This window comes from Mycolicibacterium iranicum, assembly GCF_002101705.1.
Taxonomy (GTDB): domain Bacteria; phylum Actinomycetota; class Actinomycetes; order Mycobacteriales; family Mycobacteriaceae; genus Mycobacterium; species Mycobacterium iranicum.
The window spans coordinates 173,772-199,728 of record NZ_LQPC01000027.1 but is presented as its reverse complement, the minus strand read 5'-3'; the positions used below and the strand labels follow the sequence as shown (position 1 = coordinate 199,728).

The 25,957-nt window shown below is 68.3% G+C and carries 11 protein-coding genes; 10 read left to right on the top strand and 1 reads right to left on the bottom strand.

The annotated features are described in order from the left end of the window. The first annotated feature begins 84 nt into the window (after positions 1-84). The 5 genes from AWC12_RS10350 (at position 85) to AWC12_RS10330 (ending at position 10,472) form a co-directional block, all read left to right on the top strand. Positions 85-5,265, top strand: coding sequence for a type I polyketide synthase (locus AWC12_RS10350; RefSeq protein ID WP_207576408.1), 5,181 nt, complete (start codon positions 85-87; stop codon positions 5,263-5,265). A 123-nt stretch (positions 5,266-5,388) separates the two neighbouring features. After that, a complete protein-coding gene (locus AWC12_RS31055; protein WP_085174083.1) occupies positions 5,389-6,900 on the top strand; it encodes a hypothetical protein in 1,512 nt (503 codons plus the stop codon). Positions 6,901-6,997: 97 nt separating this feature from the next. Then, positions 6,998-8,140: a BTAD domain-containing putative transcriptional regulator gene (locus tag AWC12_RS10340; RefSeq protein ID WP_085174081.1), complete on the top strand. Its 1,143-nt coding sequence runs from the start codon at positions 6,998-7,000 to the stop codon at positions 8,138-8,140. A gap of 44 nt (positions 8,141-8,184) precedes the next feature. Then, a complete protein-coding gene (locus tag AWC12_RS10335) occupies positions 8,185-9,684 on the top strand; it encodes a serine/threonine-protein kinase (protein ID WP_085174079.1) in 1,500 nt (499 codons plus the stop codon). Positions 9,685-9,788: 104 nt separating this feature from the next. Beyond that, positions 9,789-10,472 carry a C39 family peptidase gene (locus AWC12_RS10330; RefSeq protein ID WP_024445270.1) on the top strand — a complete coding sequence of 228 codons (684 nt, stop codon included), beginning with the start codon at positions 9,789-9,791 and terminating at the stop codon, positions 10,470-10,472. Between the two features lie 9 nt (positions 10,473-10,481). Here the strand turns inward: AWC12_RS10330 and AWC12_RS10325 are convergent, their stop codons facing one another. Next, positions 10,482-12,176: a (2,3-dihydroxybenzoyl)adenylate synthase gene (locus AWC12_RS10325; protein WP_085174077.1), complete on the bottom strand. Its 1,695-nt coding sequence runs from the start codon at positions 12,174-12,176 to the stop codon at positions 10,482-10,484. Between the two features lie 108 nt (positions 12,177-12,284). On the opposite strand from AWC12_RS10325, the gene AWC12_RS10320 reads away from it, so the two are divergent. The 5 genes from AWC12_RS10320 to AWC12_RS10300 are packed head-to-tail and all read left to right on the top strand — an operon-like array spanning position 12,285 to position 25,947. Continuing rightward, positions 12,285-15,752: a non-ribosomal peptide synthetase gene (locus AWC12_RS10320; protein WP_085174075.1), complete on the top strand. Its 3,468-nt coding sequence runs from the start codon at positions 12,285-12,287 to the stop codon at positions 15,750-15,752. Continuing rightward, a complete protein-coding gene (locus tag AWC12_RS10315; RefSeq protein ID WP_085174073.1) occupies positions 15,749-16,492 on the top strand; it encodes a thioesterase II family protein in 744 nt (247 codons plus the stop codon). The genes AWC12_RS10320 and AWC12_RS10315 overlap by 4 nt, the downstream gene beginning before the upstream one ends. Then, positions 16,489-17,928, top strand: coding sequence for a beta-ketoacyl [acyl carrier protein] synthase domain-containing protein (locus tag AWC12_RS10310; protein ID WP_085174071.1), 1,440 nt, complete (start codon positions 16,489-16,491; stop codon positions 17,926-17,928). Before AWC12_RS10315 ends, AWC12_RS10310 begins: the two co-directional genes overlap by 4 nt. Next, positions 17,928-20,849: a mycobactin polyketide synthase MbtD gene (gene mbtD, locus AWC12_RS10305; protein WP_085174069.1), complete on the top strand. Its 2,922-nt coding sequence runs from the start codon at positions 17,928-17,930 to the stop codon at positions 20,847-20,849. The genes AWC12_RS10310 and mbtD overlap by 1 nt, the downstream gene beginning before the upstream one ends. Next, positions 20,833-25,947 (top strand): non-ribosomal peptide synthetase, encoded by a 5,115-nt coding sequence (locus tag AWC12_RS10300; RefSeq protein ID WP_085174067.1) that lies wholly within the window; start codon positions 20,833-20,835, stop codon positions 25,945-25,947. Before mbtD ends, AWC12_RS10300 begins: the two co-directional genes overlap by 17 nt. Positions 25,948-25,957 lie beyond the last annotated feature (10 nt).

Genomic DNA, 25,957 nt, shown 5'->3' with positions numbered 1-25,957 from the left:
CTGGGAGCAACGTCGTTGTGCCAGGATGTTCGCCATGCCGCGTGTCTTAGGGAAGGCTAACCACACACTGCCGGCACGGCCGTCGTGGGGCTGAGCAGCACCCAGCCCCCGGCGCCGATCGCCGTCGTCGGCATCGGCTGCCGCCTGGCGGGCGACATCACCACACCTGCAGATCTCTTCTCGTTCCTGCTCGAAGGCCGAAGCGCTGTATCGCAGGTGCCGGCCGAGCGGTGGGAACCCTACGTACAGCGGGATCCTCGCAACGCGGCAGTTCTGCGGGAGACGACGCCGTGGGGCACATTCCTCGACGATCTCGCCGGGTTCGACGCCGACTTCTTCGGGGTGTCTCCGCGTGAAGCCGAACTGATGGACCCGCAGCAACGGCTGGCGGTGGAAGTGTCGTGGGAGGCCCTCGAACACGCGGGTATAGCGCCGCGGTCGTTGGCGGGCAGCGACACCGCCGTGCTGATGGGAGTCAACTCCGACGACTACGGCAAGCTCCTCATGGAGGACCTCGCCGGAATTGAAGCGTGGACAGGTATCGGCACGTCGCTGTGTGGCGTGGCGAATCGCGTGTCGCATCTGCTCGATCTGCGCGGACCGAGTGTCGCGCTGGACGCCGCGTGCGCGGCCTCGCTGGTCGCGGTGCATCAGGCCTGCCAGTTGCTGCGCGACGGCGAGACGTCGCTGGCGCTCGCGGGCGGCGTCAGTGCGCTCGTCGGCCCCGGCCTGACCCGGGTTCTCGACGTGGCGGGTGCGACCGCCCCTGACGGGCGCTGCAAGACCTTCGACGAGGCCGCCGACGGTTACGGGCGCGGCGAGGGCGCGGGTGTGGTCGTGCTCAAGCGACTCGACGACGCACTCCGCGATGGCGACCGGGTGCTGGCCGTGGTGCGCGGCGGCGCTGTCGCGCAGGACGGGAGAACGGTGGGCATCATGTCGCCGAACGGCGACGCCCAGGCCGATCTGTTCCGGCTTGCCTGCCGCGTTTCCGGCGTCGACCCGTCCAGTGTCGACTACGTCGAGGCACACGGAACCGGTACGCCCACAGGCGATCCCGTCGAGGTGGCGGCGCTCTCGGCGGTCTATGGATCCGATCGTGGAGACGCGCCGTGCGCCATCGGTTCGGTCAAACCCAACGTCGGCCATCTGGAGGGCGGCGCCGGCGTGGTCGGGCTCATCAAGGCGACCCTGGCGCTGCATCACGAGATGCTGCCGCCCACCGCCGGGGTGAAAAACCTAACCACGGCGGTCGATTGGGCCAACAGCGGCCTGCGGGTGCCCACCGATCCGGAGCCCTGGCCCCGCGGCGGAAACCCCCGCCGGGCCGCGGTGTGCAGCTACGGCTATGGCGGCACCATCGCCCACGTCCTCATCGAGGAGGCGCCCGCCCCGACAGAAGCCAATATTTCCTCTGCGCCAACATCTTTCATCCCGATCTCGGCGCGTTCGGAGTCCAGGCTCGCGGCCCAGGCCGCGGCGTTGGCCGCTCGGATGCGTGCCGCAGAGGTCGCCATCGACGACGTGGCCGCCACGATGTGGACCCGCCGATCGCAGGAATCCGTGAGGGCAGCGGTGGTGACCGATGGTCTTTCCGCTGCGCAGACGGCCGCCGTCACCAGCGATGCTCTCGATGCGATGGCCGCACAGGTGCGCGATCCCCGCGTCGTGACAGGATCCGTGCTGCCGGGGGCCGAAACCGGTGCGGTGTGGGTCTTTTCAGGTCACGGATCGCACTGGGCCGGAATGGGTCGCGAGCTGCTGGCGACCGAACCCGCCTTCGCCGCCACGATCGACGAGGTCGACGCGGTGTTCGCCAGGGAACTCGGATTCTCGGCCCGCGCATCCCTGACCGCTGAGGATCTGGGTGGCACCGACCAGGTGCAAGCCCTGACCTTTGCGATGCAGGTCGGTCTCGCAGCCGCGCTGAAGGCCCGCGGAGCGGCCCCCGCCGCGGTGATCGGCCACTCCGTCGGGGAGGTGGCGGCGTGTGTGGTGGCAGGCGTGTTCGACCTGACTCACGGAGCGGCTGTGGCGTGCTACCGCGCGAGAGGCTTCCGGTCCGTCATGGGCGACGGCGCAATGGCGTTGGTTCGGCTACCGTTCGACGAAGCGGATCGACGGCTCACGGGCCGTACCGATGTCGTCGCCGCCATCAGCGCCTCGTGCGACTCCACCGTCGTCTCGGGCGACGTCGCCGCCGTCGACCAGATCGTCGAACAATGGGGCGCCGAGGGCATCACGGTGCGCCGAGTCAACACCGATGTGGCGTTTCACAGTCCGGCAATGGATGCGCTCACCTCCGAACTGGCGCGGCGGGTCGGTCAACTCCCGCCGCCGGGATGCGCTCGCGTACCGCTCTACACGACCGCGCTGGAGGATCCGCGGTCGGACATGCCACGGGGACCCGGCTATTGGGCGGCGAACCTGCGGGGCCGCGTGCGGTTCGCCGAGGCAGTCCAGGCCGCGGCCGAAGACGGTCACCGCTTGTTCCTGGAAGTGTCCGCACACCCCGTGGTTTCCCACTCGATCGTCGAGACACTGCTCGGACTTCATGTCGACGAGCATGCCGTGGTACCGGTGCTGCGACGCGATCAGCCGGAGCGGCGCTCGCTAGGAGCCGCTGTCGCCGGTCTCTACTGTCACGGGGCCCCGGTGGCGCACGGCCTGACCACGACAACCCGTTGGGCGGCTGATCTGCCGGGAACGCAGTGGCAGCATCGCCGGTTCTGGCGCACGCCGACACCGCCCCCAGGGACTCGGGCATTACATGACCCGGTGACGAACACCCTTCTCGGCGGTGTGCTCGACGTGACGGGAGAGGTGCCTGCCCGAATCTGGCAAACCAGGCTGGAGATGGACAACCGTCCCTACCCGGGTGACCATCCGGTGCAGCAGACCGAAATCGTCCCGGCAGCAGTGCTTCTCAACACGTTCTTGAATGCCGCGGGGTCAGGCCTGACCGATGTGCGGTTGCGCACGCCGGTCCCACCCGGTCGTCCCCGCGACATCCAGATCGTCCTGCAGGACCGCTCGCTACGGATCTCGTCGCGGCTCACCGACGCCGACGGAGCCGACCAGAGCGCCGACCTCTCCGGGGGCTGGCTCACTCACTGCAGTGCCGTCGCCGCGATCGACGAGGACTTCTGCGGCGCCCTCCGGGGCGAGTTCGGCGAATTGATGGGCAGCGGTGTCGACGACGAAACCTGGACTCGGTGCGCCGAGCAGCTGCCGCCCGGCCACGTCGTCGACACTCTTGCCGGCGTCGGTGTGGCGGCAATGGGTTTCGGCTGGCAGATCCTCGAATTGCGGCGCGGCGACGGCGAATTGCTGGCACGAGTGGCGGCAGAGCCCGACGGGTCGGCCCCGGCGACCTGGGCAGGCCTGCTCGATGCGGCGACGTCGGCCGCGTCCACCGTCTTCGAGGGGCCCCCGCGGTTGCGGATGCCCGCCAGGATCGACCGCGTGCACGTCTGCGGTGAGCCTCCGGCGGAGGCAGTGCTGCACATCCGTCGTCGGGGAGGCGCGACCGCCGACGTATCGATCATCGACGAATTCGGAGCCGGCCACGCCTCGATCACGGCGATGGCCTTCGAGGAATTGGAGAACCCTGGCGGCAGCGACCTGTCCCGGATGCTGCACCACATCGCCTGGTACGAGACCCCGGTGGGTGTCGGCAACCTTCCGGGTTCGGTGGTCCTCCTCGGTGGCACTGACCGCGAAATAGCCTCTGCGCAGCGTGATCTCACAGGAGTGGGAGTGCCGACTCGCGTCTGCGCCGGTGTGGAGCAGCTGCCCGAACCGTTGGACCCGGACTGCGTGGTGCTGCTCCTTCCTCGCACCGACGAATCGCCGGCAACCTGTGCCGAGCAGGTGCTGCACACCCTGAAAGCCATGCACGACAAACGATCTCAGGCCAGGCTGTGGGTGTTGACGCGTCGTGTCCACGAGGGCGCCAACCTGGTGCACGCGCCGCTGTGGGGAATGGCTCGCGTGGCCGCCGCTGAACACCCGCAGCTGTGGGGCGGAGTGATCGATCTCGCCGACGATCCGCTTCCCGCGAATGTCTTCGCGTCGTTGCACGGCCACGGTGTCGTCGTCGTCCGCGACGGCGCGGTGATGACCGCGCGGTTGACAGACGCGCGACCCGCTGCCGGGGCACCGTTGACATGCACCCCGGGCGGCACGTACGTCATCACCGGCGGCACCGGCGCGCTGGGACTTCGGATCGCGCATCGCCTCGCCGATCTCGGTGCGCGCCGTCTGGTCCTGCTGTCGCGGTCGGGCATGCCGCACCGCGAGCAGTGGACCGCCGACAACCAGAGTGAAGCGGTGCGCGCGGTCGCGGCGTTGGAGGAGCGCGGTGTCACCGTCCACGTTGCGGCCGTGGACATCGGTGCGCCCGATGGCGGGGATCGGCTGCGCGCGGTGCTGCGGGACATGCCTGCTGTCCGCGGCGTGGTGCACGCGGCCGGGGTGGAAGCCGGTGCGCTGCTGCTGAGCACGTCGGCGGATGACCTGAGGACCGCGATGCGCCCGAAGGTCGAAGGCACCCTCACGCTGCACGAGATGTTCCCTCCGGAGCAACTGGACTGGATGATCCTGTTCTCCTCGTGTGGCTACCTGGCGGGCTTTCCGGGGCAGGGCGCCTACGCGTGCGCCAACGCGTTCCTCGACGCGATCGCGCGCCACCGCCGCAATCTCGGGGATCGCACGATCTCGATCGCGTGGACCGCGTGGCGGGGCCTCGGCATGGGGTCGACGTCCGGGTTCGTCGCTGCCCAACTGGAAGCGCTCGGCATGGGAACGGTGGGTGCCGACGAGGCACTGCGGGCGCTCGACTTTGCAATGCGCGGCGACGAGTCGAATGTCGTTGTGCTGCCGCTTCTTCCAGAGGCCTCGGCCATACCCATGTTCGCCGACGTCGCGCCGTCGGCAGCTTCGGCACCAGGCGATTTCGAGGTCCTCGCGGGCCCTGGCGACGCCGACCTCGATGAATGGGTGGCTGTGCAGGTCATCGAGGCGGTCGCCGCCGAACTTGGCCTCGTCACCGACGACGTCGATCCGCGGGTTCCGTTGGTCGAGACCGGTGTCGACTCGATCATGACCGTCGCTTTGCGGCGGGCGCTGGAGAAGCGGACCGGGCTGGCCTTACCGCCCACGCTGTTGTGGGAGCACCCGACGGCTGAGGCCGTGACCGACAGAATCGTCGAACTCCTCACTCCGCAAGGCGAGGTGGCGGGCCACAAGGCCGAGGTCTCCTGACGGTCGCCGCGCAGGTTTCGCGGCGTCAAGAATCCTTCAAGGATCCGACGAGTCGCTTCTTCCACTCTGCTCGTATCACCCGCACCGATGGGGAGGCGGGGACACAGCAGGAGGAGCCAGAGCATGAACCTCACCAACTTCGCCCGTGCCGCGCTGGTGGCCGGCGCCGTCACCGGCGCGTCCCTCGGCGTGGCCGGTAACGCCGCTGCCGCCGCCGTTTCGCACCCCGTGGCGCCGGTGTCCTCGATCGTCGCGCCAAGTGCCTACGCGCCGGCCCCCGCCACGGCGTTGGGATCGTGGCGAGGCAAGAAGGACGACGACGGCGGCGATTCTGGCGGTGACTTCGGCGGCGACTCTGGCGGCGGCGACTTCGGCGGCGGCGACGACTACTCCTCGGTTGTCGACGACGCGGGTCCGGCGTATGACACCGGTGCCGACTACGCCGACGTCCCCGACGATCCTGCACCCGCCGAGGCTGCCCCCGAAGTCGCCGATGCCCCCGGCGAGCAGCCGGAAGCGCCGGAAGCTCCGGAGGCGCCGGAAGTCCCTGAAGCGCCGGAGGCTCCTGAAGCCCCGCAGGCGCCTGAAGCGCCGGAGGCTCCTGAAGCCCCGCAGGCGCCTGAGGCGCCGGAAGCCCCTGAGGCCCCGCAGGCTCCTGAGGCGCCGGACGCTCCGCAGGCGCCGGACACGCCGGACAGCCCGCCGGACAGCCCGCCGGACACGCCGGACAGCCCGCCGGACACGCCGGACAGCCCGCCGGACACGCCGGACAGCCCGCCGGTGAACGCCGACCCAACGACGGCCACACCGCAGGACATCGACACCATGCGCAGCAGCATCATGAGCAGCTTCTCGGAGGACTCGTCCTGGAGCTCACAGGTGTCCACCTGGAATTCCTCCTGGCTCAGCTACAACACGTACGGCCTTCCGGTCCTGTTCAACGCCTACGCCGCACCGATGCAGGTCTTCTACACCTACGGCGGCGCTACCCGGACGGTCACGATCCCGCCCCAACAGCGCGTCGCTCTGCCGGCGACCACGCCGGGCCGCTACGGCTTCACTTCCGTGGTGCGCGGCCCGCAGGGAGGCGTCAGCCACGTATCGGTCGGCAGCTTCACCGCCGGCGGTGGTGGTGGGCACCCCGCTCCGGGGCAGGGCGCATCCGCTCCGGCGCCGAGCACGCCCGCTCCGGCGTCGAGCGCGCCCGCTCCGGCGCCGAGCGCGCCCGCATCGCAACCGCAGCGCAATGTGTGGGTCCAACTGAACTACTCGACGGGCACCTCACAGCCGTTCCGGGTTGGATCCTTGACCGACCTCGGTGAGGATTCCGCGGTCGGCGCAGACCGGGTGCTCATTGACGGCTCGGTGTCGGCGTGGGGGGAGTGGTCCAAGAACGCCGACGGCTCAGCGCAATTCGAGGTTTCCAAGATTGAGCAGTTGCCCGGCCTGACTGCTCCGTCCGAGGCACCGCTGCCCGGATACGACGTCTCCCTGGTCTCCAAGGAGTCGTCGGCCACCACCGGCGTCACGAAGGTCCTGCCCTGGGTCGCACTCGCGGCGGGTGCCCTGGGGCTCGGCTCGGCGGGAGGTGCCCTGCTGATGGGGCGCCGCCGCAGGGCCGAAGGCAGCCAGTAGCAGGGCTGCCGGAGCCGGGGGCGTGGGCGGACAGCCCACGCCCCCGGTCTTCGTTCACAATTGACCCGGCGAGCGGTACGAGGGGGAAGGGAGCGTCATGGCAGAACGTGCTCTGGGCTTTGGTGTGCTCGGCCCGCTACAGATGACGACAGGGGGAGTCGAAGTCCCGGTCGGCACGCCCAAGTTGCGCGCAGTCCTGGCGATGCTCGTCATCAACCGCAACCGCCCGGTGGCCGTCGATTCGCTCATCGACGCGGTGTGGCAGGAGTCCGCGCCCCCGGGGGCGCGCGCCAGCCTGCACTCCTACGTGTCCAACCTGCGCAAGCTCGTCGGCAGCGCCGGATCAGACCCTCAGACGACCCTGGCCAGCGCCCCGCCGGGATACCGGCTCACCCTCCCCGATCAGCAGTGCGATATAGGGCGGTACACCGCCCAGAAGGCCGCGGGAGTACAGGCTGCGGCCACAGGTGATTTCGAGAATGCCAGCGCGCATCTGACGGCGGCGCTCGCGCAGTGGCGCGGGCCGGTCCTTGAGGATCTGCGGGGGTTCACGTTCGCCGAGCAGTTCGCCACCGCACTGCAGGAGGACCGCCTCACCGCCGCCACCGCACGGGCCGAGGCCGAGCTGGCGTGCGGGCGCGCCGCCACCATCACCGGGGAACTGGAAGCGCTGGCAGCCGAAAATCCTTATCGCGAACCGCTGTGGGCGCAGCTGATCAGTGCCCTCTACCTCAGCGAACGGCAATCGGAAGCCCTGGCGGCCTACCAGCGGCTCAAGACGGCCCTTGCCGAGGATCTGGGCATCGACCCGGGGCCGACGGTGCGTGCCCTGCACGACAGGATCCTGCGCCAGCAACCCCTGGACGTGAAACAGGCGGCCAGACAGACGGCCGTGGGCGCCAAGACCGTGCTCGACCAACGCACCCTGATCGGCAGTGGGGACTCCTCGGCGTGGCTCGTCGATCCGGCCGGCCACCGTTACCAGCTCACGTCCGTCGCCACCCGCATCGGCAGAGCGCCGGACAACGACATCGTCGTTGACGATCCGAAGGTCAGCCGCACGCACGCGGCGATCATCGACACAGGCACCGGCTACGCCGTGACCGACCTTCGATCGGCCAACGGTGTCGAGCTGGGCGATTCGCGAGTGCAGGGCAGCGCCCCCTTGGCCGGCGGGGACCGGATCCACATCTGCGGGCACGTCTTCACCTTCGAACTCGGTGGTACGCCCGTACCGTAGGGGCGACGCGGCCTCTCGGTGGTCGCGCCCGACGAGAGGCGGCTATGGACGACGCCCCGCACAACATGCGGGTGGGCACCCGGCTGGGTCCGTACCAAATCAACCGACTCATCGGCCGAGGCGGTATGGGTGAGGTGTACGAGGCCGACGACACCGTCAAAGGCCGCACGGTGGCATTGAAGCTGCTGCCCGAATCCCTCTCGCACGACCCGGCTTTCCGTGAGCGGCTCCAGCGAGAGGCACGCGCCGCGGGCAGACTGCAGGAACCGCATGTGGTGCCGATCCACGACTACGGCGAGATCGACGGCCACCTGTTCGTCGACATGCGCCTGATCGACGGGATCGATTTGCGTAGCGTCCTCATCGCCGAGGGGCCGTTGGCGCCGTCTCGTGCGGTGTCGATCATCCGTCAGGTCGCGGCGGCGTTGGATGCTGCGCACGCGGCGGGCATCACGCACCGCGATGTGAAGCCGGAGAACATTCTCGTCACCCCCGACGATTTCGCCTACCTCGTCGACTTCGGCATCGCGAGTGCTACCAGCGACAAGACGTTGACCGAAATGGGTGCAGCGATAGGCACTTACGCGTACATGGCACCCGAACGCTTCAGCTCCAAGCCGGTAGATCACAAGGCGGACGTGTACGCGCTGGCCTGTGTGCTGCACCAGACCCTGACGGGCACCCAACCCTATGTCGCCGACAGCATCAGCATGATGATCACCGCGCATCTGATCGACCCGCCGCCACGGCCCAGCCAGGTGCGGCCTGATCTGCCGCAGGCGTTCGACGACGTCGTTGCGACGGGGATGGCCAAGGGTCCCGAAGAGCGCTTCCAGAGCGCGGGCGCGCTGGCACGCGCGGCGCAGGCGGTGCTCGGTTCTCCTGATCAGCCCACCGCACCCGCCCCGCTGTCTGCGACCCCGGCGTCGGCCGCGCATGAGGCGCCACAGCCGCAGCGTCGGCCGCTGGTCGTCGCGGGCACCCTGGCCGCTGTTGTGCTCATCACCGTCGGGGGCGTCGCGGCGTGGGCGGCTCTGCGCTCGTCGGATTCGGCGTCGGCGATGTCGTCGACGCTGACGTTGACACGGACCGTCACGAACACGCCCCGAGCCCCGATGGGCACCACGAGCGCATTCACGCCTGCCGAACGTCAGCTCATGGCACTGGTGCCCGACCCCGCCGCATGTGTGCCGAACCGCAAGTGGGACAACGCTATTGCAGCATTCGACTGCAAACCCACCGAAAGCGGCGACGGACACGAGCGCGCATTCTTCGCTCTTTACAGCGATGTCGACCGGCTCCAGGAGGACTTCACGTCGGTCACCGGAGACGACGAACTCACCGCATGTCCGGGAACCGATGGTTCGCCGACGAATTGGGACTTCAACAGCGGCGACCCGGATGAGTCCGAGGGGATGCTGGCGTGCGGCGAATTCGACGGCAGAGCCGACATCGTTTGGACCAAGACGTCGGATCTGCTGCTCGGCACCGGGCAGGGCAACGATCTCGACACGCTCTACACGTGGTGGGTCAGCATCGCCTGACGGTGCTCAAGACTCTCAAGGATCCGTCAAGAATTCGCCGAGACACTCGTTCCATCCTTTCTCTCATCCGGCGCACCGGCGCCGCAGTCAGAGAAGGGCCGCAGATGAAGAATTCCCGCCTCACCGTCAGGGCCGTCGCTGTCACGGCACTGTTGTCCGCAGCCGTTGCCGGCCTCGGTGGTGGCATCGCCAACGCCGCCGAGAACAGCCACGGCCACTACGGCGATCCGGATCAGGCGAGCCAGTACTGGGTGCGGCAGACCCTCGACGACTGCTCGCTGATGGCGACGGCCGACGTGATCGGACAGCTCACCGGCAACCAACCCTCCGAGGGCGAGATCGTCGCACTGGCGGGCGCGACACCGAGCGCGCACCACGAAGGTGTGGTCTATCTGCCGCCGTCGAATCCCGGCGACTCGGACTCCGGCAACGGCACCGACTCGCGGGATCTGCCGATCCTGTTGGCGCACTACGGCATCGGAGCGGTGTACACCGACGATGACGTCGCCGATGCGACCAATGTGCCGACGGGGATGGCCGCACTGGAGCGGGTGCTCGGCGCAGGCAAGAAGGTCATCGCGGGCGTGAACGCGGAAACGATCTGGGACGAGGCCGGTGATCGCACCATTGGCGATCACGACCTGGTCGTCACCGGTGTGGACACCCAAGCAGGCGTGGTGCACCTCAACGACAGCGGGACCGACGACGGCGCCGACGAGCAGGTGCCGATCAAGGTCTTCGAGGCCGCCTGGGCCACCAGCGGCCACGACATGGTGATCACGAACTGAGCCGCCGGATCACTGGGCGCTCAGCCGCGCCACCAACTGTTTCTTGTCGACCTTGCCCACTGCGGTGGTGGGTAGGGTCGGCACCGGGAAGAGGACGTCGGGTCGCGCATGCGTGGACGCGCCGCGTTCGTCCAGGAACGCGTTGAGTTCGGCGAGTGTGATCGGCTTGCCTGAGAAAACCACTGCGGCACAGATCTTCTCACCGAGGTAGTCATCGGGAAGGGCGACCGCGGCCGCGGCGTAAACGGATGGGTGGGTGTGCAGATGGTCTTCGAGGTCGGTTGCCGACACGGTTTCCCCGCCGCGGTGGATGACGTCCTTGATGCGGCCCACCACCTCGACGTAGCCGGCCCTGGGACCGTCGGCGAAGATGCGAACCCGGTCGCCGGTGCGGTAGAAGCCGTCCGGCGAGAATGACCGCGCGTTCGCGTCGTGGGCCCGGTAGTAGCCGTTGAGCGTGTAGGGCCCCCGTACCAACAGTTCGCCCTCGTCACCAGGTGGTACCTCGTCGCCGTTGTCGTCGACGACCCGCATCTGGTCGTGCGGCGACATCGGCCTGCCCTGCGTGTGCACCACGACGTCCTCGGGATCGCCCGGCCGCGTGAAATTCAGCATCCCCTCGGCCATTCCGAAGATCTGCGACATGCCCGGCGTGAGCCGCTCCAGGATGAAGCGGGCCTCCTCAGGGCTCATCCGGGATCCGCCGACCTGGACGTAGCGCAGTGAGGTGGGGAGCACCGGCTCCCACTCGCACGCCTGGGCCCACACCTTGGCCAGCGCGTTGACCAGGCCGGTGACGGTGATCTTGTACCTGTTGATGAGAGCGAACGCGTTCTCCGGGCTGGGGTCTGCGGTGAACACGGTGGTGGCGCCGACGGTCATCGATCCCAGCAGCCCGGGGCAGGCCAGCGGGAAGTTGTGTCCGGCGGGCAGCGCCACCAAATAGGCGTCCTCCCTGGTCATCTCGCAGGCCTGTGCGCAGGCGACCGCGTTGTAGAGGTAGTCGTTGTGGGTGCGGGGGATCAACTTGGGTAGGCCCGTGGTGCCACCCGAGACCAGCAGCAAGGCGGGCAGCCCCGGGTCGACGGCGGTGCGTTCGACCGGTGGACCGTCATATTCGGCGATCGAGGACCAGGACAAGAACGGCCCGCAGTCCCCGTCGACGATCACGTGGCGAAGCGACGGGTGCTCGGCGGTGAGTTGGGAGGCCATCTCGCGGTAGTCGAAACCGGCGCCCTGATCGGGCACGATCAGGGCGATCGCGTCGCTGACCTCGGCGAAATGCCCCAGTTCGGCGGTCCGGTGTCCGGGAAGGCACATGACGGGCACGGCTCCGGCGCGCAGCAGACCGAACAGGGCGACCGCGAACTGGCACGAGTTCGGCAGCTGAAGCAGAACCCGGTCCCCGGCGGCGATGCCGAGGTGCGCAAGTCCGGCCGCGGCGCGGTCGGCGAGCGCGTTCAGTTCGGCAAACGTGTACGAGTGAGCGGAGTCGACGATCGCAGGTGTGGAAGGCCAGGCTGCCGCCGCGTCGGTCAAGATCGAATCGAGTTGGCGGTCAGCCCAGTAGCCTGCGTGCCGATACTCCTGCGCGCGATGGTCGGGGAAGGGGACGAACCCGCGTGCCAGGTCTCGCTGGTCCCGTCTTCGGTCCGGTCCGGTCTGCTGGTCATTGCCGTGATTGGGCAGGAATCCGGTGCTCATCAGTCAATTCGCCGCTCTGGGTAGGAGTTTTCGGTGACCCGAATATAGGGTAGCCTCCTCAAAGTTAGGGCAGCCTGCACTTAATTAAGTAGCCCGTCGAGGAGGTTGGTGAGTTTGGCGCCGACGACTGCACAGTCGGTCCGCGACGAGGTTGCTGAGCTTCTCGGTGTGAGCTCGGACGAACTCGACCCGCAGGCCGACCTGATCGCCTCGGGCCTGGACTCGATCCGGATGATGTCGTTGTCGGGGCGGTGGCGCAGACAAGGCATCGACGTCGGCTTCGCGGCACTGGCCGCAAACCCCACGGTGTCGGCGTGGACCGACCTTGTGGCCAGCAATTCGACACCGGCTCCTGCCCGGGTTGTTCGGTCCAGCGCAGCCGCGGACGAGGACGAGACCTTCCCACTCGCGCCGATCCAGCACGCCCTGTGGGTCGGTCGCAACGACGATCAACAGCTCGGCGGAGTGGCGGCCCACCTCTACATCGAACTCGACGGCGAGGGGGTGGATCCTGCACGGCTGCAGACCGCGGCGACCGCGCTGGCCGCGCGCCACCCGATGCTGCGGGTCGACATCCTGCCGGACGGCACTCAACGAATCAGCGACCGCGGACTGCCCGTCACCGTCTACGACTTGCGTGATCACGATCGCGAGGAGGCCCAGGCGCGGCTCGAGGAGATCCGTCACGAGAAATCGCATCAGATCATGCACGGCGAGGTTCTACAGATCTCGCTGTCGCTGCTGCCAGATGGCCGGACTCGCCTGCACGTCGATTTGGACATGCAGGCCGCCGATGCGGTGAGCTACCGCAACTTCATGTCAGACCTGGCCGAATTCTACGGCGGCGGAACGCTTCCCGATCTCGGCTATACCTACCGTGAGTACCGTGCGGCACTGGCCGACGCGGTGCCGGAGACTGACGAGGATCGGCAGTGGTGGGCCGAGAGAATTCCCACGCTTCCGGAAGGCCCTGCGCTGCCGCTGGTTCCGCGTTCCGAGCAGGCCGATCCGCGCCGAGGCACCCGCCGTGTCCACATCTTCGACGTGGCGACTCGTGACGCGCTCTTCGCCGCGGCGCACCGACACGGCATCACGCCAGCGATGGCGGTGGCCGCGTCCTATTCAGGCACATTGGCGCGCTGGTCGACCAACCGCCGATTCCTGTTGAACCTGCCGATGTTCGGTCGCGAGCAGTTCCACCCCGATGTCGACAAGCTCGTCGGGGACTTCACCTCGTCGCTGATGCTCGATGTCGACCTGACCGACGCCCACACCCCGATCTCTCGCGCACGCGTGCTGCAGGAGACCCTGCACGCCACCGCGCGCCACGCCAGCTATTCGGGACTGTCGGTGCTCCGAGATCTGACCCGCCACCACGGCACACCGGTCCTGGCGCCGATCGTCTACACCAGCGCCCTGGGGCTCGGTGACCTTTTCGCGGGCAAGGTCACCGAATTCTTCGGCCGCCCGGTCTGGACTATCTCGCAGGGCCCCCAGGTATTGCTCGACGCGCAGGCCACGCCGGTGGCCGAGGGGCTCATGATCAACTGGGACACCCGCGAGGACGCGTTCCGGCCCGGTGTCGCCGACGCGATGTTCGCCCATCACATCGCCGAGCTCGAACGCCTCGCCACCGACGAATCATCCTGGGAAGCGGTCGATCCGCCTGCCGTCACATCCGAGCAGCTGGCGGTCCGCGACGCCGCCGGTGTCGTTCTCGGAGCCGGCGCGCCCAGCGGCGACGCACTGCACGACGGTTTCTTCCGCCGTGCCCGGACGCACCCCGACGCGCCGGCGGTGTTCAGCAGCGCCGGTGAACTGTCGTACGGGGAACTCGGGCAGCGGGTGCTGGCAGCGGCGGCCGGTCTGGACGTTGCCGGTGTCCGCCGGGGCGATGCCGTCGCGGTGATGGGACCGAAGAACGTCGAACAGATCATCGCGCTGCTGGCGATCTCGGCGATCGGCGCGGTGTACGTACCGGTGGGTGTGGACCACCCAGCCGAGCGTGCCTCCCGAATGCTCACCAACAGTGGGGCGCGGATGGCGCTGGTCTGCGGCGACAAGCCCCCGACGACGATGCCCGCGCTGACCGTTGCCGAGGCGATCAGGGTCGGCAGCCGGGCGAATGGATTCGCCCCTCCTACCGTGGATCCCGCCGAGCTCGGCTACATCCTGTTCACCTCGGGCTCGACCGGTGAACCCAAGGGCGTCGAGATGGCGCACGACGCCGCCATGAACACTGTCGAATTCATCAACGGGCACTTCGCGATCGGCCCGCAGGATCGCTGTCTCGCGCTGTCGACCCTCGAATGCGACCTGTCAGTCCTCGACATCTTCGGCATGCTGCGCGCCGGCGGGGCAATCGTCGTCGTCGACGAAGAGCATCGCCGCGACCCCGACGTGTGGGCTCGGCTCATCGAACGGCACGCCGTCACCGTGCTGCACTTCATGCCGGGGTGGCTCGAGATGCTCGCAGAGGTCGACGGGGACCTCTCGTCGGTGCGCGTCGTGCCCACCGGTGGCGACTGGGTACGCCCCGAACTGGTGCGCACACTGCGAAAGCGCGCTCCGCACATGCGGTTCGCCGGCCTCGGCGGCGCTACTGAGACTGCCACCCACAACACGGTCTGTGAGGTCGACGAGCTCGCTGCGGACTGGACGTCGATACCGCTTGGCGTACCGCTCCCGAACAACGTGTGCCGGGTCGTCGGCGCAGACGGACAAGACTGCCCCGACTGGGTCCCTGGCGAACTGTGGGTCAGCGGCCGTGGCGTGGCGCGGGGATACCGCGCCAGACCAGATCTCACAGAGCAGCGGTTCGTCCGGCACAACGGCAGGACGTGGTACCGCACGGGCGATCTGGTCCGGTACCGGACTGGCGGCGTCATCGAGTTCGTTGGGCGCGCCGATCACCGCGTCAAGATCAGCGGCTACCGCGTCGAACTGGGCGATGTCGAGGCCGCTTTGCGCGGACTGCCCGGGGTCGACTCTGCTGTGGCCGCCGTGGTGCCCGCCGACAGCGGTCGCGATGTGCTGGCCGCACTGGTCAGCGCCGATACCGCCGCGGCTGGACTGGAGCCCGCCAAGATCGCCGCGGCAATGGCGGAAATCGTGGCACCGCACATGGTTCCGAAGATCATCGTGACCGCCGACGAGATCCCCTACACGGTAGGCGGCAAGATCGACCGGGTCGCGGTCTCATCCCGGCTCGCCGGTGCCGACGTACTCGCCGGAGTCGGCTACCGCGCTCCTGCCACGCCGTTGGAGACGGCGCTGTGCGCGATCGTCACATCCGTGCTCGGCCGCGACCGGATAGGAGCCGACGACGATTTCTTCGCCGTCGGCGGGGATTCCGTACTGGCGACCCAGGTCGTCGCTCGATTGCGGACCTGGCTGGACATCCCTTCAGCGGCGGTCGCCGACATTTTCGGTACCCGCACGGTGGCGGCGCTCGCTGCCCGGCTCACCGCGAACGAGGGGTCGAGCGCCAGGCTGAACGAGGTCGCCGAGCTCTTCCTGGAGGTCTCGGGCATGGATGGCGCAGAGGTTGCCTCCGCGCTGGAAACCACGCGATGAACGGCGGGTCGAGCCGACTCGGCATTCCCCCCTGGATCAAGCGATTCCCGGGTGAGGGCGCATCGCCGACCATCGTCTTTCCTCATGCTGGCGGTGCTGCGGCCGCCTACCGTAACTTCGCCACCGCGTTGGCCGCCAAGGGCGTCGACACCTTTGTTGTTCAGTATCCGCAGCGTGGCGAACGGCTCAAGGACCCCGCTGCGGATTCGGTGGCCGAATTGGCGGCCGGGATGCTGGCAGCCGTGGACTGGGCTCCACTGGGGCCGCTGCGGTTGTTCGGGCACTGCATGGGTGCACTCGTCGGTTTCGAGTTCGCGCGACAGGCCGCCCAGCGGGGAATCGTCGTCCGCGAGTTGTGGGCATCGGCCAGCCAGGCGCCGTCGACCGTAGCGGGCTCCCGGCCCGCGCCGACGACCGACCGCGAAGTCCTTGCTGACATCGTCGACATGGGCGGCACCGATGCGCGCCTGCTCGACGACGAGGACTTTCTCGAGCTGCTGCTGCCCGCGGTGCGCGCCGACTACCGCGCCTTCAACCGGTACACCTGCGAACGCGATGTTCGCATCGGTGCCGACATCCATGCCGTCGGCGGCGTCGGTGACCATCGTGTCGATCAGGAACTGTTGCGCCAGTGGCAGTTCCACACGGACGGCGCGTTCACCTTCACCCAGTTCGACGGTGGCCACTTCTACATCGACGACCACCTCGACGACGTCGCCGAACTGGTGAGTTGCACATGAGCAGTGAGCCTTCCCCCGTCGCTCCGCTGCGCTCCGCTCGCCCCGACGAGGCTTCCCCCGTCGCTCCGCTGCGCTCCGCTCGCCCCGGTGAGGCTTCCCCCGTCGCTCCGTTGCGCTCCGCTCGCCCCGATGACCCCGTCGTCATCGTCGGCATGGCGATCGAGGCGCCCGGTGGGGTGGAGAACACCCACGACTACTGGACCCTGCTCTGCGAACAACGCGAAGCCCTCACGCCGTTTCCCGACGATCGCGGCTGGTCGTTGCGGACCATCCTCGACGGATCACGCCGCGAAGGTTTCAAGCGCATCCACAACCTGGGCGGATTCCTCTCCGGCGCAGGCACATTCGACCCCGATTTCTTCGGCATCTCCCGCCGCGAGGCCATCGCGATGGATCCCCAGCAGCGGGTGGCACTGCGGGTGAGCTGGCGGGCGCTGGAGAGCGCGGGCATCAACCCCGACGATCTGGCCGGCCACGACACCGGTTGCTACGTCGGGGCCTCCGATATGCGGTACGGACCTGAGATGGACCAGTTCTCGCATCACAGCGGGCATCTGATCACGGGCACGTCCCTCGGTGTCATCTCCGGCCGTATCGCCTACACGCTGGGCCTGGCCGGCCCGGCGATGACCATCGACACCTCCTGTTCGTCGGCGTTGTCGGCTCTTCACGTCGCCGTCCAGGCACTCGTGGCGGGAGACTGCGATCTCGCCCTGGCCGGTGGCGTGTGTGTGATGGGCTCGCCCGGATACTTCGTCGAGTTCTCCAAGCAGCACGCCCTGTCCGACGACGGGCGCTGCCGCCCCTACAGCGCCCACGCCAGCGGCACGGTGTGGGCCGAGGGCGCGGGAATGTTCGTGCTGCAACGCAAGTCCGCCGCGCTACGGGACCGACGGGCAATCCTCGGCGAGATCCTGGCCAGCTGTGTGAACTCTGACGGCAGATCGGTCGGCCTCACCGCACCCAGCGGCGAAGCGCAAACTCGGCTGTTCGCGCGGGCAATCGCCACGGCGGGTGTCAACGTCGATGATGTCGGCATGGTCGAGGGCCACGGCACCGGGACCCGCCTCGGCGATCGCACCGAACTGGGCTCTCTGGCAGCCACGTACGGTTCCGGCGCACCGGGTAGCGGGCCGCTGCTCGGATCCGTCAAATCCAACGTCGGGCACGCGCAGGCCGCAGCAGGTGCGCTCGGCTTGGCCAAGGTTCTCCTCGCAGCCGAGCATGCGGCCGTACCCGCCACGTTGCACGTCCACGAGCGCAGTCACGAAATCGACTGGCAGGAAACCGGACTCCGACTGGCGAGCAAACTGACACCCTGGCCGGCAGTGGGGGGTGTGCGGCTGGGCGCGGTGTCGGCTTTCGGGATGAGCGGAACCAACACCCATGTCGTCGTCGCGGTACCGCAGGTAGCCGGGGAAAGTGCGGCGGCCTGATGTCGCCTGCTGCCCTGCCCGACGGGCGCGTCGCGATCCCGCTGAGCGCCCACGCGGACGACCTCGTCGCCGAAGATGCTCTGGCGATACTGCAATTCCGCCAGCGGACGAACTGCGAGCTGGACCGCATCGCCACCCACATGGTGGCCACCCGGCGGATCCGCCGACATCGCGCGGTCGTGCGGGCACGTGACGATCGCGAGCTCGCCGACGCTCTGAGGGCGGTCGCGGACGGCCGGGAACATCGCCTTGTCGCCCGGTCCTCGCGCCGCAGCTCCGGCCGAACCGCGTTTGTGTTCGCCGGCCAGGGAAGCCAGTGGCCCGCGATGGGTGCCGAGTCCTACGAGCGGCTGCCGGCATACCGTGCCGAGGCGGACCGGCTCGACGCGACCTTCTGCGCGGCCGGATTACCTTCGCCTCTGCGCTTCCTGACCACAGCCGCCGATCCACTGCCTGCATCCCAGTTCGAACTTCAGAGTTCACAATTCGTGCACTCCGTCGCGTTGGCCGCGGTGTGGCGCGCTTTCGGGGTGCTGCCGGATGTGACCATCGGTCACAGCCTCGGAGAGATCGCAGCCGCCTACGTCGCGGAGACCATCACCCTCGACGAGGCGGTCGCCGTCCTCGCGGCGCGTTCCCATGCGATCGAGAGCATTCCCGGAGACCACGGCGTCGCGGTGCTGGGCCTCGACCAGATCCAGGCCGAGGAGATCATTGCGGCCACCAACGGATGGCTGGAGCTGTCAGGTGTCAACGCCGCGGCGACGGTCGCGGTGTCGGGGGAGCGGACAGCGATCGAGACACTCGTGGCAGGTGTTCGTGCCCGCGGCCAGTTCGCGCGGCAGCTCGCGATGAGCTTCCCCGCGCACACGACAGCGATGGAAGCCCAGCGCGAAAGCTTCATCGCCGCGCTGCCCGCCTCGGTGTTCGCGGACTCGCCCGTACAGTTCATCGGGTCCGCCACCGGAGCGGTCGTCGACCCCGGCACCCCATTCGACACCTACTGGTATGCGAACCTGCGCAACATGATCCGGTTCGACCGTGCTGTGCAGTGCGCGATCCGGGCACATGCCGACACCTATGTCGAGATGTCGGCTCATCCGTCCCTGCTCGTCGCGATAGAGGACGGTCTCGAGCGCGCCGGAGTCGCAGATGCTGCCGTCCTGCTCGGATCGGGGCATCGTGATCGGCCGGTCACCGACACGCTCGCGGAGAACATCGCCGCCGCCGCGGCGGCCGATCCGACCTACCGGTGGGCCGACCTGCTCGCCGGTGACGCAGCATCGCTGCGCGGGTTCCCCGGGGCCCCGATGCGGGCCGAGCACCTGTGGGCCGTAGCCGAACCACTGCCGCCCATCGCGGGCATCACCGTCACCGCCGAAACCTGGCGGCCGCGCAGCCGGATATCGCAAATCCCTGCCAGGACCGTCGCTGTCGTCGAGATGTCCACAGCAGCAACGCTGGTCGCTGAACTTCGCGACGCGGTGACGCGGCACCCGGGCGCGACCCTGACCGCCGCGGCCGACGCCGAGATCGTCATCGCCGTCGCCCCTACATCCGAACATTCCAGTGCCGTGGCGGCGATCGGGGCGTTGGCGCGGGGCATCGACGACGGGATGCTGGACTACGCGGGTTCGCTGGGCCCTCGCTGCCGCGACGTGTGGTTGCTGACTGCGGGCGCAGAGCAGGTCCTCGCGAACGATCCCGTGGCCGACCTCGCGCAGGCCGCGCTGACCGCGATGCACCGCAGCATCGGGTTCGAGCATCCCGACCAGAGTTTCCACCATCTGGATCTGCCAGCGGGCATGCCGGCTGCCACCCTCGACGCAGCAATCGATGTGATGCTCTGCGAGGCAGGAGAATTGGCGCTGCGCGGCGGTGGCGAACTCTATGCTCGCGCTCTCGGGGGCGACGCACCGGCGGCGCCACCGTGGCCGCTGGGTTCCGGTGTCCTCGACAATGTCGTCATCACCGGAGGGTCCGGAGCCATCGGATTGAGTTACGCCCGCTACCTGGCTGCGCACGGAGCGAAACGGATCGTGCTGCTCAGCCGCGGCGGTGCCGACCCGGCCAGTCTTGGCGGCCTTGCAGCCGAGATCGTTGCGCCCGCGTGTGACATCAGCGATCCCGCCCAGCTTGCGACAGCGGCTTCCCGGCATGCCGAAGGTGAGGCCACGCTGGTCGTGCACGCGGCCGGAACAGCCCGTTTCGCCAACCGTGCGGATGTCGTCGGCGCCGACGTGACCGAGATGGCCGCAGGCAAGATCGCAGGGCTCGAGGTGCTGACCGGCACCTGGCCGATACGCCACGACGCGCGAATCCTGTTGTGCTCGTCGGTGACTGGTGTCTGGGGTGGCAAAGGGGTGGCCGCGTACGCTGCGGCCAACCGCATGCTCGACGTGATGGCGGCCCGGCTGCGCGCAGCGGGCAGGAATTGCACCGCCGTGCGTTTTGGCCTCTGGGAGGGCAGCGGGATCGTCGATGCGTTCGAGATCGCAAGGGTCGAACGTGCCGGCCTCCGCCAGATGAACCCCGAGGCCGCGGTCGAGACCAGCCTGCATGATTATCCGGTCGATCCGCTTGTGCTGTCGGCGGACCCGGACAGGATCCGCTTGTTTTTCGGCGGCGACGAAAACGCCACCACCGTCGATTCCCCGCCCAGCGGCTCCGAACCGCCGATGGACGCACCCGCTGCCGTGCGCAGCCAGCTTGCCGCCGTCCTCGACGTCGACGCCACCGCTCTGGATCTGGATTCGTCACTGTTCGACCTCGGCGTGGACTCCCTGCTGGCGTTGGATCTGCGCAAGCGGCTCAAGCGGTTAACCGGACGGACCGTCCCGCTCGCGTCGCTGCTCGGCGGAATCACCGGCACAGACCTGATCGCCGATCTATCAGAGAAAGTGGATGCTTCGAGTGACTGACATCGACATGGGCGCTCGGCTACACGAGCAGCGGCTTGAACTTCTGCGTCGCAGACTGCGTGAACGCGGACTCAGCGCCGCCTCGGGCGACACTGCAGTCGAGGCAGCCGACGCCCCTGTCGCGCTGACCGAGGGGCAGCTGCGGATGTGGTTCGTCCACGCTGCCGATCCCAGTGGCGCGCTTCTCAACGTCAGCCTGTCGTACCGGATCACCGGCGATGTCGATGTCACACGACTCCGCGATGCGGTGAACGCGGTCGCACGGCGACACAGCATTCTGCGCACCACCTACAGCGTCGACGACGCCGAGTCCGGCTTTCCGATTCCGAGGGTGCATCCCGATCTGGCGCCGGGATGGGCTGATCACGACCTCTCCGAGCTGTCCGAGCGTTCCCGTGAGCTCCGGCTGCAGGTCCTGGCGCAGCGCGAGTTCGCCAAACCGTTCGACCTCGGCGCGGAATCCCCGTTGCGCATCACCGTGGTCCGGACCGCAGCCGACGAGCTCGTCATGCTGCTGGTCGCACACCATATCGCGTGGGACGACGGCTCCTGGGCAGTGTTTTTCACCGACCTCACCCGCGCCTACATCGGTGAAACGCTCACGCCCGCACCCCGCCCATCCGCCGCCCCGTCACCGTCGGATGAGGAGGACGTCGCCTACTGGCGCAGCGTGATGGCGGATCCGCCGGAGCCGCTCGAGCTTCCCGGGGCCAACGGCTCGGCGATCCCGACGAGCTGGCGCTCGCAACGCACCGCCGTGCATCTGGGTCCCGAAGTCGCCGAGCGGTTGACGGCGGCTGCCGACGGCGCCGGGGCGACACCGTATGCGGTGATGCTCGCGGTCTTCGGTGTTCTCGTACACCGCTACAGCCATGTCGACGACTTCCTGGTGGCGACACCGGTGCTCAACCGCACCGGCGACGACGAGGACGTCATCGGCTACTTCGGCAACACGGTTGCGATGCGGCTGCGGCCGAAGTCGGGGATGACGTTCCGCGACATGCTCGAGCAAACCAGAGACACCGCGCTCGGCGCCTTCGCCCATCAGCGGGTCGGACTCGACCGGATGGTCCGTGAACTCAACCCGGACCGCCGGCACGGTGCGGAACGGATGACCCGCGTCAGCTTCGGGTTCCGTGGACCGGATCGGTTCGGCTTCACCCCGCCAGGGGTGAACTGCGAAAGGGCAGAGCTGCGTTCCCATCTGACGCATCTACCGCTGGGCGTGATGGTCGAGTTCGACGCCTCGGGCATCGACGTCGAACTCGAGTACCTCGTGGAGATCATCGAACCGGGCCTGGCCCAGCAGCTCATCGATCACTACACCGTGTTGTTGAACAGCGCACTCGACCATCCCGATGTACCGCTGAGCAAGTTGCAGCTGATGAGTCCCGAGGGCAGCGCATGGCTGCGCGAGGTGTCGCACGGCCCCGACTTCCGGACGCCCGCGACGACGATCAGCGATCTGGTGCATGCCCAGGTCGAACGCACCCCAGACGGCACGGCCGTGGTGTACGAGGGCCGGCAGTACACCTACCGGGAGATCAACCAGGCTGCCAACCGCGTGGCGCACTGGTTGATCGGCGAGGGCATCGGTGCGGAGGACCGCGTGGCGGTGCTCCTCGACAAATCGCCCGAACTTGTCGTGACCGCGCTCGGTGTGCTGAAAGCCGGTGCGGTCTACCTTCCGGTCGACCCCACCTATCCGCAAGACCGTCTCGACTTCATCCTCGGTGACTGCGACGCGAAAATTATTGTGCGCGAACCACTGACCGACACCGACGGCTACCGCAACGACAACCCCACCGACAGCGATCGCGTGCGGCCGGTGGGGCCCGACAACACCGCCTACCTGATCTACACCTCCGGCTCGACCGGCCTGCCGAAGGGCGTACCGGTGCCGCATCGGCCAGTGGCGGAATACTTCGTCTGGTTCAAGGACGATTACCAGGTCGACGCGAGCGACCGTCTGCTGCAGGTCGCCTCGCCCAGCTTCGACGTGTCGATCGCTGAGGTGTTCGGCACGCTGGCATGCGGGGCCCGCCTGGTGATCCACCGACCGGGCGGTCTCAACGACATCGGCTACCTCACCGACGTGTTGCGCGACGAAGGCATCACGGCAATGCATTTCGTGCCGTCACTGCTCGGCCTGTTCCTGTCGCTGCCCGGTGTCAACCAGTGGCGGACGCTGCAGCGGGTGCCCATCGGTGGCGAAGCCTTGCCGGGCGAGGTGGCCGACAAGTTCCACGCCACCTTCGACGCGCTGCTGCACAACTTCTACGGGCCCACCGAGACCGTCATCAACGCAACCCGATTCAAGGTCGAGGGGCGCCAGGGCACCCGAATCGTGCCCATCGGCAGGCCCAAGATCAACACGCAGATCCACCTCCTCGATGACGCTCTGCAGCCGGTGCCGGTCGGCTCGATCGGGGAGATCTACATCGGCGGAACCCATGTCGCGAACGGCTATCACCGCAGGCCCGGCCTGACCGCCGAGCGTTTCGTCGCCGACCCGTTCACCCCCGGTGCCCGCATGTACCGCTCGGGTGACCTCGCGCGCCGCAACGCCGACGGTGACGTCGAGTTCGTCGGGCGTGCCGACGAACAGGTCAAGATCCGTGGTTTCCGGATCGAGCTCGGCGAGGTGGCTGCCGCAATCACCGTCGACCCGAGTGTCGGACAGGCCGTCGTCGTGGTCGGTGATCTGCCGACGCTGGGCAAGAGCCTGGTCGCCTACCTCACACCGGCCGACGCGGCGGTCGTCGACGTCGCTCGGATCAGGGCTCGTGTCGCCGCGGCGCTGCCGGAGTATATGACCCCTGCCGCGTACGTCGTCGTCGACGCCATCCCGATCACCGCCCACGGCAAGATCGACCACGCCGCGCTTCCTGAGCCGGAACTTCAGGCCGTCAACGAGTTCCGGGAGCCTGCCGCCGGCACCGAGGAGCAGTTGGCGGCAATGTTCGCCGATCTGCTGAGCGCCGATCGAGTCGGTGCGGACGACTCGTTCTTCGACCTCGGGGGCCATTCGCTGCTGGCGACCAAATTGGTTGCCGAATTGCGCGCGCGGTTCGGCGTGGAGCTCGGAGTTCGCGACATCTTCGAGAACGCCACCGTCGCCCGGCTCGCCGCGCACCTCGACACGATCGCCGTCGGCGACAGCGTCAACACGAGGCCCCCGCTGGTGGCCACCCCGCTCGACGGTCCCGCGCCGCTGTCGTCGTCGCAGCTTCGGTCGTGGTTCGGTTACCGCATCGAGGGTCGCAGCCCGATCAACAACATTCCGTTCGCCGCGCGTCTGTCGGGGCCGTGCGATGTCGACGCCTTCGTCGCGGCGATCCGCGATGTCGTCGATCGCCACGCCATCCTTCGGACCACCTACCGGGAGATCGACGGCGTGCCCTACCAAATCGTCCATCCCGCGGCCGATGTCGCGGTGCGACGCGCCCGCGGCGTCGGCGAGCAATGGTTACAGGCCGAACTGGACCGCGAGCGCAAGCACACCTTCGATCTCGAAGAGGACTGGCCGATCCGCGCCGCGGTTTTCGGAGTAGGTGACGAGCATGTGCTCTCGGTGGTCATCCATCACATCGCGGGTGATCACTGGTCGGGAGGTGTGCTGTTCACCGACCTGGTGACGGCATACCGATCCAGGAAGCGAGGGGAGCGGCCCGGATGGGGACCACTTCCTGTGCAGTACACCGACTACGGCGCGTGGCAGGCCCAGCTGCTCAGCGACGAAGCGGGGATCGCCGGACCTCAGCGCGAGTACTGGGTTGACCAGCTCGACGGCGTCCCGGTGGAAGCCGGACTGCCGCTTGACTTCTCTCGGCCACGGCTGCCCAGCGGCAAGGGTGATGCCGTCGAGTTCAGCATCGACGACACGACCCGCGGCAAGCTGGCAGCTCTGTGTCGCGAGCTGGGCGTCACCGAGTTCATGCTGCTGCAGGCCGCAGTCGCCGTGGTGCTCCACAAGGCCGGGGGCGGACCGGACATCCCGCTGGGCACGCCGGTGGCGGGCCGCTCCGAACCAGAACTCGGGCAGCTCGTCGGCTTCTTCGTCAACTTCGTCGTGCTGCGAAACGACCTGAGCGGCAACCCGACTCTGCGGGACGTGCTCAGCCGTGCCCGCGACATGGCGCTGTCGGCCTACTCGAACCAGGACGTGCCCTTCGAGCAGATCGTGGAAGCCGTCAATCCGCCGCGCACCCTGGCGCGCAATCCGCTGTTCCAGGTCGTCGTCCACGTTCGCGAGCAGCTGCCGCAGTCCCAAATGATCGATGCCGACACCCGGTTCACCGCGCTGGAGCCGACATTCGACATCGCCCAGGCCGACCTCTCGCTGAATTTTCTCGCCAGCGAGACCGGTTACCGCGGCTACCTCATCTACCGGCCGGAGCTCTACACCCGCCAGACGATCGAGCGTCTGGCCGGCTGGCTCGGCCGCGTGGTCTCGGAGTTCGCCGAGAATCCCGACCGCACACTACGCGACGTCGACATCGCCTCGCCGGGCGAGAAGCAGCGGATCACCGAGGACTGGAGCAAAGGTGCCCACGTGCAGGTGCTCGACAGCGAGCACCTGCCGGTGCCGGTGGGTGTGTTCGGCGATCTCTGCCTCGGGGGCGGCCCGTTCGCAGGGATCGAGCTCTACCGCACCGGTGACCGCGCCAGGTGGTGCGACGACGGGCGATTGGAGATCGTCGCGGGCCATTCCGTCGTCGTCGAGGCGGCGCCGCAGCCGGTCGAGTTCGAGCCGCCGCGCACGGACACCGAGCGGGCGCTGGCGGTATTGCTCACCGATCTGCTCGGGGCCCAGGACGTGGGGCGGCACGACGATTTCTTCGGATTGGGCGGCGACAGCGTGCTCGCCGTGCAGTTGGCCGGGCGGGCCCGTGACATCGGGCTGGAGCTGACCGCTCGGATGGTCTTCGAGCATCCCGAGGTCTCCGCCCTGGCAACTGCGGTGGACTCCGGTGCAGGAGCCGGCGAGCAACGTGCCGACGTCCACCACGCGCCGATGTCGGCCTCGGGTCTGTCCGAAGACGAGCTTGCCGCGTTGACCGCGTCGTGGAGCAGCATCGGGGACGCCGTCCGATGAAGGTTGCTCC